Origin of the sequence: Endozoicomonas montiporae CL-33, from assembly GCF_001583435.1 — a bacterium.
Taxonomy (GTDB): Bacteria; Pseudomonadota; Gammaproteobacteria; order Pseudomonadales; family Endozoicomonadaceae; genus Endozoicomonas_A; species Endozoicomonas_A montiporae.
Genome location: NZ_CP013251.1, coordinates 2,104,226 through 2,117,204, shown reverse-complemented (window position 1 = coordinate 2,117,204; position 12,979 = coordinate 2,104,226). Strand labels below are relative to the sequence as shown.

The 12,979-nt window shown below is 49.6% G+C and carries 10 protein-coding genes and 7 tRNA genes; 13 read left to right on the top strand and 4 right to left on the bottom strand.

The window, feature by feature from the left end; translation table 11 throughout:
• Nucleotides 1-71: 71 nt before the first annotated feature.
• Together EZMO1_RS09715 and EZMO1_RS09710 are read left to right on the top strand one after the other, a co-directional pair.
• On the top strand, nucleotides 72-716 hold the full coding sequence (locus tag EZMO1_RS09715) for a lysophospholipid acyltransferase family protein (RefSeq protein WP_082211627.1): 645 nt from the start codon (nucleotides 72-74) through the stop codon (nucleotides 714-716).
• A gap of 137 nt (nucleotides 717-853) precedes the next feature.
• On the top strand, nucleotides 854-1,525 hold the full coding sequence (locus EZMO1_RS09710) for a response regulator transcription factor (protein ID WP_034873053.1): 672 nt from the start codon (nucleotides 854-856) through the stop codon (nucleotides 1,523-1,525).
• Here the strand turns inward: EZMO1_RS09710 and EZMO1_RS09705 are convergent.
• Entirely contained in the window at nucleotides 1,507-4,986 is a 3,480-nt protein-coding gene (locus tag EZMO1_RS09705) for a hybrid sensor histidine kinase/response regulator (RefSeq protein WP_034873578.1), read from the bottom strand. The genes EZMO1_RS09710 and EZMO1_RS09705 overlap by 19 nt on opposite strands.
• A 422-nt stretch (nucleotides 4,987-5,408) precedes the next feature.
• On the opposite strand from EZMO1_RS09705, the gene acs reads away from it, so the two are divergent.
• The 9 genes from acs to EZMO1_RS09660 all read left to right on the top strand — a co-directional run bounded on the left by acs (nucleotide 5,409) and on the right by EZMO1_RS09660 (nucleotide 9,795).
• A complete protein-coding gene (acs, locus tag EZMO1_RS09700; protein ID WP_034873052.1) occupies nucleotides 5,409-7,370 on the top strand; it encodes an acetate--CoA ligase in 1,962 nt (653 codons plus the stop codon).
• Nucleotides 7,371-7,745: 375 nt separating this feature from the next.
• A tRNA-Met gene (locus EZMO1_RS09695) sits at nucleotides 7,746-7,822 on the top strand.
• A 102-nt stretch (nucleotides 7,823-7,924) separates the two neighbouring features.
• Nucleotides 7,925-8,001, top strand: a tRNA-Met gene (locus EZMO1_RS09690).
• A gap of 105 nt (nucleotides 8,002-8,106) precedes the next feature.
• A tRNA-Met gene (locus tag EZMO1_RS09685) sits at nucleotides 8,107-8,183 on the top strand.
• Between the two features lie 105 nt (nucleotides 8,184-8,288).
• Nucleotides 8,289-8,365, top strand: a tRNA-Met gene (locus EZMO1_RS09680).
• 103 nt (nucleotides 8,366-8,468) lie between these two features.
• Nucleotides 8,469-8,545 (top strand) — tRNA-Met (locus EZMO1_RS09675).
• Between the two features lie 103 nt (nucleotides 8,546-8,648).
• A tRNA-Met gene (locus EZMO1_RS09670) sits at nucleotides 8,649-8,725 on the top strand.
• Between the two features lie 55 nt (nucleotides 8,726-8,780).
• Nucleotides 8,781-8,857: transfer RNA gene (locus EZMO1_RS09665), tRNA-Met, on the top strand.
• 47 nt (nucleotides 8,858-8,904) lie between these two features.
• Complete coding sequence (locus EZMO1_RS09660; RefSeq protein ID WP_051789364.1) at nucleotides 8,905-9,795, top strand: patatin-like phospholipase family protein; 891 nt, start codon at nucleotides 8,905-8,907, stop codon at nucleotides 9,793-9,795.
• Between the two features lie 83 nt (nucleotides 9,796-9,878).
• On the opposite strand, the gene EZMO1_RS09655 is transcribed toward EZMO1_RS09660, so the two are convergent.
• The 3 genes from EZMO1_RS09655 to EZMO1_RS09645 are packed head-to-tail and all read right to left on the bottom strand — an operon-like array spanning nucleotide 9,879 to nucleotide 11,303.
• Nucleotides 9,879-10,442, bottom strand: a complete 564-nt coding sequence (locus EZMO1_RS09655) for a transposase (RefSeq protein ID WP_051789638.1) — start codon at nucleotides 10,440-10,442, stop codon at nucleotides 9,879-9,881.
• A 43-nt stretch (nucleotides 10,443-10,485) separates the two neighbouring features.
• Complete coding sequence (locus EZMO1_RS09650) at nucleotides 10,486-10,698, bottom strand: hypothetical protein (RefSeq protein ID WP_222842240.1); 213 nt, start codon at nucleotides 10,696-10,698, stop codon at nucleotides 10,486-10,488.
• A gap of 8 nt (nucleotides 10,699-10,706) precedes the next feature.
• A complete protein-coding gene (locus EZMO1_RS09645; protein ID WP_145912552.1) occupies nucleotides 10,707-11,303 on the bottom strand; it encodes a transposase in 597 nt (198 codons plus the stop codon).
• A 278-nt stretch (nucleotides 11,304-11,581) separates the two neighbouring features.
• Here EZMO1_RS09645 and EZMO1_RS09640 point away from each other — a divergent pair, with 278 nt between their 5' ends.
• Nucleotides 11,582-12,163: a DJ-1 family glyoxalase III gene (locus EZMO1_RS09640; RefSeq protein ID WP_034873051.1), complete on the top strand. Its 582-nt coding sequence runs from the start codon at nucleotides 11,582-11,584 to the stop codon at nucleotides 12,161-12,163.
• 351 nt (nucleotides 12,164-12,514) lie between these two features.
• Nucleotides 12,515-12,916: a hypothetical protein gene (locus tag EZMO1_RS09635; protein ID WP_034873050.1), complete on the top strand. Its 402-nt coding sequence runs from the start codon at nucleotides 12,515-12,517 to the stop codon at nucleotides 12,914-12,916.
• Nucleotides 12,917-12,979: the final 63 nt, after the last annotated feature.

The window sequence follows — 12,979 nt, the reverse complement described above, 5'->3', positions numbered from 1 at the left end:
TTCAACAACATCGTTGCATAAAGGTTGCTAAACAGCTCATTTATCCAGCGAGAGAATCACGGCTCTGCAATATGCGCTTTACGATTTTCAATACTCCGGTTATTCGTCCGATATGCTCTCTGATTGCCCGACTGGCACTGTTTCTGTCCGGCTGGAAAATTGAAGGCAAAAAACCCAAGGCACCACGTTATATAATTGTTGCTGCCCCCCATACCAGTAACTGGGATTTTTTCTATGGCATCGCTATCAGTCTTTGCACCGGTGTACAATGTTACTGGATGGGTAAATCCAGCCTGTTCTGGGGGCCTTTCGGCCCTGTCATGAGATGGCTGGGTGGCATAGCGGTTGACCGCACCAAGCCTAAAAGTATGGTGAATCAGACCGTCTGCTGCTTCAAAGGTAATAAACAGCTCCGTCTGGTTATCTGCCCTGAAGGCACCCGGGCCAAAGGTGATCGCTGGCGCACAGGTTTTTACCATGTGGCCAAAAATGCCAACATTCCTATCGTGCTGGGTTATCTGGATTTTAAACGCAAAGTCGGTGGTTTTGGCCCCATCATCAAGCCAACAGATAACATGGAAAAAGACCTCTGCGAGATTCAGGCTTTTTACGATGGCATCAACGGTAAGTTCCCCGAGCGATTCAGCCCGGTACTCTCTAAAAACTGTTGCGCCCAGTACTGCGATACTCCTGCTAAAACGGCACTGGCAAAATAGTATTCAGGCTAATGAGGCTGTCACAAAGTCTCATTAACTAAAGACCGTCGTTTTTTTAACTCCCCGATTATGAAAACCGCTTTTTCATAACAAACTATCGCTTTACACCTTCGAAACATGATGGCAATCTCAATGTTATGGAACACACCATAATAATTGCCGATGACCATCCTCTGTTCCGAACGGCTCTGCAGGCTGCACTTCGACAGGGGTTACAAAATCCTGAAATACACGAGGCAGGCTCAATAGCAGCGCTGCAATCTGTGTTGCAGCAGGTTCCCAGCCCGGATCTTATTCTGCTTGATTTGCATATGCCCGGAGCACATGGTTTTTCCGGACTTATTTTTCTTCGTGGGCATTATCCCGAAGTGCCTGTTGCCATTGTTTCAGCCACCGAAGACCAGCAGGTCATTCAACGGGCAATGCAACACGGTGCTAACGGCTTCATTCCCAAGTCTTCACCGCTGGATACCCTGAAAGAAGCCATCACCCATGTACTGGATGGCGAAGTCTGGCTGCCCGGCAGTGCCGCTGGCCTTTCCACACCGCAGGCAACCCACGATATCGAACAGAAGCTGGCTTCACTCACTCCCCAGCAGTTCCGGGTACTGGGTATGATCAGCGAAGGTATGCTGAATAAACAGATTGCCTACGATCTGGAAGTGTCAGAAGCCACTATCAAGGCACATGTCACCGCGATTTTTAAAAAGCTGGGCGTGCGCAACCGAACTCAGGCGGTCATTGCCATGAAGGAACTGGAAATTGACCAGCCAGGCAATCAAAATGACTCTCAAACTCTCGACGACTGAGCAAACGAAGTGAGCAACGCCCGCAAAGCAGCCGGTTTAACGGGCTTATTGAGAAACCGGATATTCTGATCCCGACACTGCTCGCGCAATCCCTGACGGGTATTTGCAGTTATCAGAACTGCCGGTACTTCGTCGTTAACATCATTATCGATAAGCACCCTGAGTTCCTGAATTAATTCGATGCCATCGCAGTCAGATTCCAACTGAAAATCAACCAGCAATACATCAGGCGCATGTCGCCCAACTTCAGCAACAGCCTGTTCCCGCCCGCCAGCACAGACGACCGAGCACCCCCACCGCTGCAACAGACTGGACATGCCCACAAGAATCTCCTGCTCATTATCAATACACAGAACCTTCAGGTGATTAAGAGAACCTACCGGCATAGACACCCTGTGCTGCTGCACCACTTTCCGTTCAACCGTGTTGAGGCAGACTGAAAAAACGGTGCCCTTGTCTGGCAGCGAGCGTAACTGCAACCGGTGCCCCAGAATATCAGCAATACCCTTGGCAATAGACAGCCCAAGCCCCAAGCCCTTGCCATCATTTCGCAGGCGTTCAAACTCACTGAAAATCAGCTCCTGTTTATCCAAAGGAATGCCTGAACCATTGTCCCTGACTTCTATGCGAACCTGCTGATCATTCGCTCTGCGAACCACTAACATCACCCTGCCGGGGCTGACACCGGAACCGCTGTAACGAAAAGCATTGGTCAAAAAGTTCTGCAGAATTCGCCGCAGCAAGCTCGGATCACTGCGAACCCAGACTGCCCGGGAAGACAGCCTGAATGTCAGCGCATCCTGCTCGGCCAGCAAATCAAATTCCGATTTTAATGGCCCCAACACCTCAGACAGACAAAACTCACGAACAGTGGCTCGCAGCTTTCCAGCCTCCAGCCTCGACATATCCAGTATGTCATTCAACAATCGTTCGGCCGACTCCAGAGAGCTGCTCAGATGAGTCGTAAGAACGTGGGACTCCGGAGGCAACGGAGAAGATTCCAGTGACGCTGAAAACAGCCTTGCGGCATTCATCGGCTGCATCAGGTCGTGACTGACCGCAGCAAAAAAGCGCGAACGTGAGCGATTGGCGGCTTCGGCCTGGGCTTTCGCTGAAACCAGTTCACGGTTCAGCTCTGACAATGCCTGCGTGCGTTCATGTACCCGCTGTTCAAGGCTTTCATTCACCTCTTTCAGAGCCTGTTCAACCTCCCTGAATTCGGTAATGTCGGTAAAGCTCATAACAAACCCGCCGCCCGGCATGGGGTTGCCGCGAATCTCTATCACTTTGCCATTGGGATGCATCCGCTCCGATTTGTGTGCGCAGCCTTGCTGCATATAAGCAACACGTTTGTTCACATGATCTTCCGCCCGTCCCGGACCACATAAACCCCGTCGGGCATTATGGTCAATAATCTCTTCCACAGGGCGACCCACTTTAATGAGGGATTCGGGATAATCAAACAACTCGACATAACGGCGATTCCAGGCGACCAGTTGCAGATTTTTATCGACGACACTGACACCCTGTTCCAGGTTTTCGATGGCTCCCTGTAATAATTCCCGATTAAACTGCAGCACCTCTGACGCTTCATCGACAATGGCCTCGACATCCTCAAGGCGCACCTGCCCACCTGTTAGCGAAGTTTTCATAACCACTTTAGCCGAGGTCGCTCCCATCACACCGGCCAGCAATCGCTCGGCGGCTAACAGGGCTTCCCGGTTCACCAGACCGTTATCCGGAACATCATGAAGCTGATAATGAATCAACCCTTCAACCTTATCCGCATCAACAAAACGGGTAAGCAGTGCCTTTAACTCTTTCCGGTTCACCCTCACATGACGATAGGACTCCGTATCACTTTCAGACACATTCATAAATTGAACCGCCTGACGCACTTCCACTGACGAGGGACGCATACAGAAACAACCGGCAATGTACAGCAAGGTATTCGCAGCAAAAGCGATTAGTGTCCCGCTAAACGGATCAGACGTCGCTTCAAAACCGAACAGAGACTGGGGTTTCAGAGCCGACAGGCCAAACAACCCGTCTTCTGTAATAGACGTTGGCAGCCAGCCAGCCTGAACAAACAGCGGCACAACCAGAGTAAAAAACCATATGGACGCCCCCGTCAGCAATCCCAGATAGACCGCCTTGAGGTTACTGTCACGAATATACAACCCACCGAGAACGGCTGGCAAAAGCTGAATGCCCGCTCCCAGTGACAGCTGCCCCAAACCCGCCAGCCCGGGCATGCCAGTGCTGGCTTCCATTAACCGGTAGAGCAGATAGGTTAACAACAGCAAAGAAATAATGACGGTTCGGCGGACATTCAGCAGCAGACCACTGAAGCGATAATAGTTTCTCTCCCCATCGCCAGAGCTGCGCAGAATCATCGGCATGAAAATCTCGTTCGATACCATGGTTGACAGCGCCAGAGTGGCAACGATCACCATACTAATGGCCGCTGACACACCGCCCATATAAGCCAGTGCCGCTAATGCTTCCGAGCCCAGTGCCTGAGGTAATAGAATCACATAACTATCCGCAGACACGGTATCTCCGAACACCTGTTTCCCTGCATACGTCAGGGGCAGTACCAGAACGCTGATCAAAAGCAGATAGAGAGGAAACAACCAGCGGGAGCGATGAAAATCCTTAATTTCCGAGTTTTCTACCACAATCGTGTGAAACTCTCTGGGCAGACAAATGACCGAAGCCATCATGATAAAGGTGGGAAAAACCAGTGTCTGGAACCAGCTTTCCGGCGGCTGCAGCCACTCTCTGGCTTCGGGCAATTGAACCGGACTCGCGCCGGAAGCCGACACCTGCCAGCACACCCAGCCACCCACCACGAGAAAGGCTGCCAACTTCAAAACCGATTCAAACGCTATCGCCGTCATCACCCCCTGCTGGTGTTCCGTGGTATCAATCCGCCGGGTTCCGAAGATGATGACAAATACCGCTAGCAATATTGTCACGACCAACACCAGATCCTGAAGGTTCAGATACTTGTCGCCCGGAAACGACAGTAGCTGAAACCCCATAACAATGGCTTTCAACTGCAGGGCAATATACGGCAGCGAACCCATCACCAGAATAACGGTTACCAGTGCAGCCAGCCCGCGGGACTTACCATGGCGGGAAGCGATAAAGTCGGCAATAGACGTGATATTGGCTTTTTTACTGACCAGAATCAGCTTGTTCAGCACTTTCCAGAACAGTGTGAACATCAGCATAGGCCCGAGGAAAACCGGTACAAAAGACCAGGATTCTTCACTGGCCTGACCGACCGTGCCAAAGAAAGACCAGGAAGAGCAGTAAACCGCCAAGGAAAAAGAGTAAATGTAAGATCGCAATTGTTTTTTTTTCTTCAGATCAATGCGATCACCGTACCAGGCCACTCCAAACAGGCCTGCCACGTACAACATAGCGATTAATGCCAGTAACCAACCCGTCATAATCATTATCTTCCCGATACGTCAGGCCGCTGCCACAGTCAACATTCAGCTAATTCGAATCATATCCTTCAGCAGGCAGTCTGGGGAGGTTTATTGTTCTTATGCGCAGTTATACACCGGTCTTCGACTAAAGTCTCATGGTGATATGGTCTTTGACTGCTAATTTTCTGTCTCGTAACCAGATTGTACAGTGTGAACCTGGTTCACTACTTAACGCCCTGTGTGATTCTGGTTACTAGCAAGTAGGTGCTATTGGCGGATGGTTATGCCCTCCGCCTTTTTTTATTCTGGGCCTGACAATACCCACCCCACGTAAACTCCCTGATTAAGACAAAGGTCTAATTTTCTGAAGCGCTGTCATCCGTAAGATAAGTCCCTGACATCCGGAGCATTATAAAAATAACAACATCAGGATACATTGTATGAGTACCGGCACCGCCCATGGCACTGTTTACCCTGTCTCTCCAGAACTTCAAGCCCGCTCACTGGTGGATAACGAGCGTTATCAGGCCATGTATCAGCAGTCCATTATAAACCCCGAAGGTTTCTGGCGTGAGCATGGCCAGCGCATCGACTGGTTCAACCCTTTCACAAAAGTTAAAAAAGTCTCCTTCGACGACCACTTTGTCGATATCAACTGGTTCTTCGACGGCACCACCAACGCTTCATACAACTGCCTTGACCGACACCTGGAAACCCGTGGTGATCAGGTCGCTATTATCTGGGAACCCGATGACGAAGGTGAAGCCAGAAAAGTCACCTATAAAGAACTGCATGAACAGGTCTGCCGCTTTGCCAATGCACTCAAGAGTCAGGGCGTTCGTCAGGGTGATGTGGTGGCGATTTATATGCCCATGGTTGTCGAGGCTGTGGTCGCCATGCAGGCCTGCAGCCGGATAGGTGCTATTCATTCGGTGGTGTTTGGCGGTTTCTCGCCGGAAGCGCTGGCAGGTCGAATTATTGACTCCAGTGCCAAAATTGTCATCACTGCAGACGAAGGCGTTCGTGGCGGCAAAAAGGTACCACTGAAAGAAAACGTCGATGAAGCCCTGACCCACCCGGACATCAAAACCATTGAAAAAGTCATCGTCTATCGCCATACCCAGGCCGAAATTGCCTGGCACGATCACCGCGATGTGTCCTGGACCGACATGACCGCCATTGCTTCTCCCTATTGTCAGCCAAGGGAAATGAACGCCGAAGATCCGCTCTTCATTCTCTACACCTCCGGCTCAACCGGCAAACCCAAAGGCGTATTGCACACCACCGGAGGTTATCTGGTTTATGCCTCCATGACCCATGAGTACGTCTTTGACTACAAACCCGGTGAAGTATTCTGGTGTAACGCGGATATCGGCTGGGTCACCGGTCACTCTTATGTCACTTATGGCCCGCTGCTAAATGGCGCCACTATTGTGATGCATGAAGGTTTGCCAAATTATCCGGAAGTGAACCGCGTCAGCAAAATCGTGGACAAGCATAACGTTAATATTCTTTATATTGCTCCTACTGCCATACGGGCACTGATGGCTGAAGGTGACAAGGCTGTAGAAGGCACTAGTCGTAAAAGCCTTAGATTGCTGGGCACCGTCGGCGAACCCATTAACCCGGAAGCCTGGCACTGGTATTACAAAACCGTCGGCGAAGAGCGTTGTGCCATCGTTGACACATGGTGGCAAACAGAAACCGGCGCAGCCATGCTGACGCCACTGCCTGGCGCAACAGACCTGAAACCCGGTTCTGCCACACGTCCCTTCTTTGGAGTGCAACCTGCACTGGTGGATAACGCAGGCCTGCTGATTGAGGGTGCAGGCGAAGGCAACCTGGTGATTCTTGACAGCTGGCCAGGACAGGCCAGAACCGTTTTTGGTGATCATGATCGCTTTATACAGACTTACTTCACCCACTTTAAAGGCATGTACACCACGGGTGACGGCGCCCGAAGAGACGAAGACGGCTATTACTGGATAACCGGACGGGTTGACGATGTACTGAACGTTTCCGGGCATCGCATGGGAACCGCCGAGATTGAGTCAGCCATGGTGGCACATAAAAATGTTGCCGAAGCCGCCGTTGTCGGTTTCCCCCATGATATTAAAGGGGAAGGGATATACGTTTATGTCACCCTGAACTCTGGCACTGAATACTCGGATGAACTCAAAGCCAATTTACGACAATGGGTTCGTAAAGAGATAGGCCCTATCGCCACACCGGATATTATCCAGTGGGCTCCCGGTCTACCGAAAACCCGCTCCGGAAAAATCATGCGACGAATTCTGCGTAAAATAGCCTCAGGTGAATATGAAAACCTGGGAGACACATCTACTCTGGCTGATCCCGGTGTTGTTGAACAGTTGATCAGTGACCGGGCTTTAGCCAGTTAAGTACTTCGCCTTATGGAAACTAATATTTCTGGCCAATGGGACAGCTACTATGCAAGGCGCAACGTAGGGAGCATAGCTGGCTATGTGACCGGAGTTGCAACGCGGCAGAGTGGCTGAACCATTGAGTCAGAAATATGCGTTTTCCTAAGGTGGAGTACTTAAGCTCAACCGTAGCCGGTGGATAAAACCACCGGCTACGGCATTACCTGCCCTGTGATTATTAGCCGTTCAAAGACGTTTAATTCGACAGCCTGACACCATCGGCCTGCACCTCTCTGAATTATCGTTCGAAATAAAAAACCTTTATTTATCAATAAAAAAGCAACTTGTTATTGACTTTAAGAATGATCGTCCATAAGATTCGCACCTCGTTGATGCGGGGTGGAGCAGCCTGGTAGCTCGTCGGGCTCATAACCCGAAGGTCGTCAGTTCGAATCTGGCCCCCGCTACCAATTTTTACAACTTCATTTTTTGCAGTTGTAACGCTTAAGTAAAACGACGGTCACACCTACCAGTTCAGTGATCAGTCTACAGACTCTTTTACAGAGTATGGATGCGGGATGGAGCAGCCTGGTAGCTCGTCGGGCTCATAACCCGAAGGTCGTCAGTTCGAATCTGGCTCCCGCTACCAATTTTTACAGCAGCATTTTTTTTGCAGTTGTAACGCTTAAGTAAAACGACGGTCACATCTACCAGTTTAGTGATCAGTCTACAGACTCTATTTATAGAGAATGGATGCGGGATGGAGCAGCCTGGTAGCTCGTCGGGCTCATAACCCGAAGGTCGTCAGTTCGAATCTGGCTCCCGCTACCAATTTTTACAGCAGCATTTTTTTTGCGGTTGTAACTGCTTAAGTAAAACGACGGTCACACCTACCAGTTTAGTGATCAGTCTACAGACTCTTTTACAGAGTATGGATGCGGGGTGGAGCAGTCTGGTAGCTCGTCGGGCTCATAACCCGAAGGTCGTCAGTTCGAATCTGGCCCCCGCTACCAATTTTTACAACGGCATTTTTTGCAGTTGTAACGCTTAAGTTAAAACGACGGTCACATATACCAGTTCAGTGACCAGTCTACAGACTCTTTTACAGAGTATGGATGCGGGGTGGAGCAGCCTGGTAGCTCGTCGGGCTCATAACCCGAAGGTCGTCAGTTCGAATCTGGCCCCCGCTACCAATTTTTACAGCAGCAATCTTTGCAGTTGTAACGCTTAAGTAAAAACGACGGTCACATCTACCAGTCCAGTGATCAGTCTACAGACTCTTTTATAGAGAATGGATGCGGGGTGGAGCAGCCTGGTAGCTCGTCGGGCTCATAATCCGAAGGTCGTCAGTTCGAATCTGGCCCCCGCTACCAACTTATTACTATTTCAGACATACATGTCAGGTCTGATCTGATTCTCAAATTTAGATGCGGGGTGGAGCAGTCTGGTAGCTCGTCGGGCTCATAACCCGAAGGTCGTCGGTTCGAATCCGGCCCCCGCTACCATCATTTGATCAAATCGGCTTGTCCGATTTTTTTTGTTTTTCAGGTCAATGCAAACCTCCGATTCTTCTAATCAGCCAAAAACCGCTTTAATTGTTGAAGGCGGTGGCATGCGCGGTGTTTTCGCTGCAGGCGTGCTGGATGCATTTCTTGACAAGAGACACAAGCCTTTCGCAGGCTACTACGGTGTTTCTGCAGGCGCTCTCAATCTGCTTTCATTCTTGTCTGGTCAACGAGGACGAAACCTCGATATTTATACCGGCACTTGTCTCGAACCCAATTTCATCAGTCTTGCCCGTCACATTCGAGGTGGCAATCTGTTTGATCTGGACTGGTTTTTCGAGAGAATCAGCAAGCAATTTACCATTGACAGTCGCCGCTTCTATCAAACCCTTGAAAAAAGCCGGATGACAGTGGTAACCACCTGCACCCGCACAGGTTATCCGGTCTACCACGATATAACACCGGATACTGAAAACGATGAACTGTTTCAGGTTCTTAAAGCCTCCAGCGCTCTGCCGATGATTTATCGTTCTCCCATCCATATTGGAGAACGCATCCTCATGGACGGAAGTCTTTCCGACCCCCTGCCGGTTATCAAGGCTATTGAAGATGGCTTTAAAGAGCTGGTCATCATTCGCACAAGAGAAAGCAATTACCGCAAAACCGCATCTTCCAGCAACCGTCTGCTCGCCTGGCAATTTCGCAAACAGCCCGCCCTGTCCAGCCTGATTCGCCAGCAGTACACTCTCTATAACGAGACACTTGACCAGCTGGACGACTTTCGTGAAAAAGGCATTTCCATTACTGAAATCTGCCCTGATACCCCTCTGAACTCGACCCGCAGCACACGCAACCGCAACAGACTGGTCGCCGATTATCACCGGGGTTATGCCATTGGTTATAACCTGTTTGGTCAGGACAAACCTGCAACCGAGTGACAGCCATTCAGACTGTCACTCTTCTTCCCCCTATCACTCGATGCTGCAGTTTTACCTAAACAAGTAACGTATTTATCTCGATTCTAAGCTGCATCTAAAAGTTTAAACTTCCGGGCGTGTGCTTTGAGTGAGTCAGTTGCCTTTTGTTCTCCCAGGTCTCTACCAGCCATATGCCTGCTCGACTCCCGCTTGGGCAAAGTATGCTCTAAGGCTAAGGCCAGAGCCTTAAGCTCGGTATCTGGATCTTCCGATTCAACCACTGATTTCACCGTAGCAAGCAAGGCTTCTGCATTGAGGCGTTCGATCAGACAGCCTGCGGGCATTCCGGCCTGTTTGTTTTTCAGTAGGACGAATTGCTCAGGGTGCAGTAACAGCATGTGTTCGCACAGCAGGCTCAGGATCACGCCGCGCTGCGATCCGTCAGCACCTTGCTGTTTGCTCAACCTGTTCCAGCCACAATGAGCTTTCCAGTCTTGAATGAAAACCTCGACCAACCACCTCAAGGTGTAAATCCTGGCTATGTCGGTATGCCGCCATGACATATCTGAAGCCACCAGATAGCGATAATCCTCTTCACCCTCATACTTCAGGGCAATAACAAAACGTCTTTTCCCATGAGCCTTAACATACAGCCGAGCAGCCAGCATCGTGACCTGCTCTTCTTTGCCACCGCGTATTATGAGTTGAGTTTCAGCGCCTTTCTGGCGAAAAGTAAGCTTTGAGAGTCGCTTCCGAGTGGTTTCGGTTGGATACTTTCTGATTCGAGCGCAGTTGGCTGACAACCTGGGCTCCGCCTGTTATTTCCGCAGCCTTATCCATAAAGTCTCCTGTGCCATACAGTGCATCAGCGAGAATTGCTTTGATCGTAATGTTGGGAAACGAATCAACAAATTCTTGCAGCATAACCAGCGTCAACGACTGCATGGTGGGTAACGAACATGATCTGGCTCAGGACGGTTCGGTCGTTCTTTTTTCTGAATGCCTTGCTTCCTGAGCGCCTTGTCTTTCTTCCTCCATGCAGATAACTCAGGGTCAGGAATATAAAAGCGAAACCCTACTGGAAAGGTAGCTACTTCAGTAACGAGCACCATAAACACCAGTTCCTGCCCATTAAAATAACCACCTGTTGATTTGTCTTTTATCTTATGGGCACCGTCGATTTTTGAAGTCCTTTTAGTGCGCTTTTTTCCTGTATCGTCGATAGCAAGGGTTCCACTTTGTATTCCATAGCGTAGAAGAATATTTCTGACGCTGGCCTGTAGCAGGCTTTGCCATGCAATTTCTGCTTGATAAAACATCCAGCACAGACGGGTCGCTTTGAATCTGCCTAAGCTTCTGCGCTCAAAAGCAGCCCAGTTAATAGTTTTAGTTACCACGATTCCCATGATAAAAACGCCCAGTGCCACTTTCTGGGATCTACTCAACTGCGCAGAGGAATTGATGGACTTGAGCGAATCATTCAAAGCATCCAGAAAGGCAGTGACAACGGGTAATGGGCGAATTAGCAAGATACGACACTTGACGGTTATTAAGTTCCTATGAGATCTTACCTCCAACCTGCTGCTGTGGCTATGATGGAATCTCGCAAGGCTTGAATTCGGAGCTGCAGTAGTAGTCTGCTCTTATGCCACCCTGCCATTTCCTGCTCTCCCTCAAATATCAAAAACTGCAGCATCGAGTATCAAAAAAACAACCATCTGGCGTTCTTTCAATTACGGACTAGGCTTGTAGTGCTGGTTTTCCGATAGTGATTATTACGGTCTACTTCCGTTACGAGAGGCTTCCCATGTCCAGACCTGTTCTCGTTCCCATCGCACAAGGTTGCGAAGAAATTGAAGCAGTGACTATCATCGATACTCTGCGCAGGGCTGGAGCCAATGTAACGGTGGCTGCCTGCACCATTGATGGCGATCTGGACATTGAGGCTTCAAGAGGCGTAAAACTGACTGCTGACACCCAAATTGACCAGTGTCAGGATAAAACCTTTCATATGATTGCTCTCCCGGGCGGTATGCCCGGTGCGGCAAACCTGAGAGATTGCGAACCCCTGATCCAACTGCTTCATGAACAGCAGCAAGCTGACCGCTGGTATGCTGCTATTTGCGCGGCTCCAGCCGTGGTACTGGCACACCACTCGTTGCTGGATAATGTCAGCGCCACCTGCTACCCAAGCTTTCTCGACCAACTGGAAGGCGCACTCCCCCGACCAAGCGATCCGGTAGTGGTTGATCAGAAAAGTAAAGTCATCACTGCCCAGGGACCTGGTAATGCCATGGGTTTCAGCTTTGCTCTGATTGATGCCCTTTATGGCAAAGATACACACCGGCCCATTGCCAAACAGATGCTCGCTTACTGGGCAATCAAATAGCTATTCAAACCTGAGCGAATTTCATTCAAAACCTGATACTGAAGATACTTGCATGACCGTCTCCAAGCGACAACTCTTTAGCAGTCATTCATTTAATAAAAGACTTAAGTACTCGTTCATATGGAATCCACTATTCATAGCTTATTGGGCAGGTACTGAGCAAGGCGCAACGACGGGAGCATAGCAGGCTATGTGACCAGAGTTGCAACGCAGAGCAGTGCCTGAACAATGAGTCAGAAATAGGTGATTTCATTTGATCGAGTACTTATGCTTATATTGAAAATAAGGGTTTAGAAAAAGCCAGTACGGACGCTAGCACTACTTATAATAAACCCAAGGGGTAGGTCTTCAATGGAAAGCGTTATCTTAATCGCTATCAGTGCTTTTGCTCTTTATTATCTGAGTCTGAAACAGGACTATATGGCAAACTTAATGTTTGCCGAAGCCTTTGAACGATTTGAACGTCGTTACAACAATGTCACCTACACCTGTCAGGATTCAACGGTTGTCAAAAAAAAACTGTTCAGCTTTCCTAACCTTCCCTGCATTCCCTCTGTGAATTTCAGTGTCCGCGCACTCTGCCTGACAGAAAACAATGAATGGTTCTGGTTTGATGCCAGCATCCGATTAATGAAAGTCCACTCCACCTGCATTACTCCCGTTACCAATGAAGAAGCGAGCGAAGCCCTGAAAGACGACCCCGAGTGCTTCAGCCGTTACTTTTCAGACAAAGAGCCCGCCAATCACACCTGAAGACCCTTATCTAATAAACGACTATGAAATACGAAAGCGCCACCTGCCCGAGAGGCAAGGTGG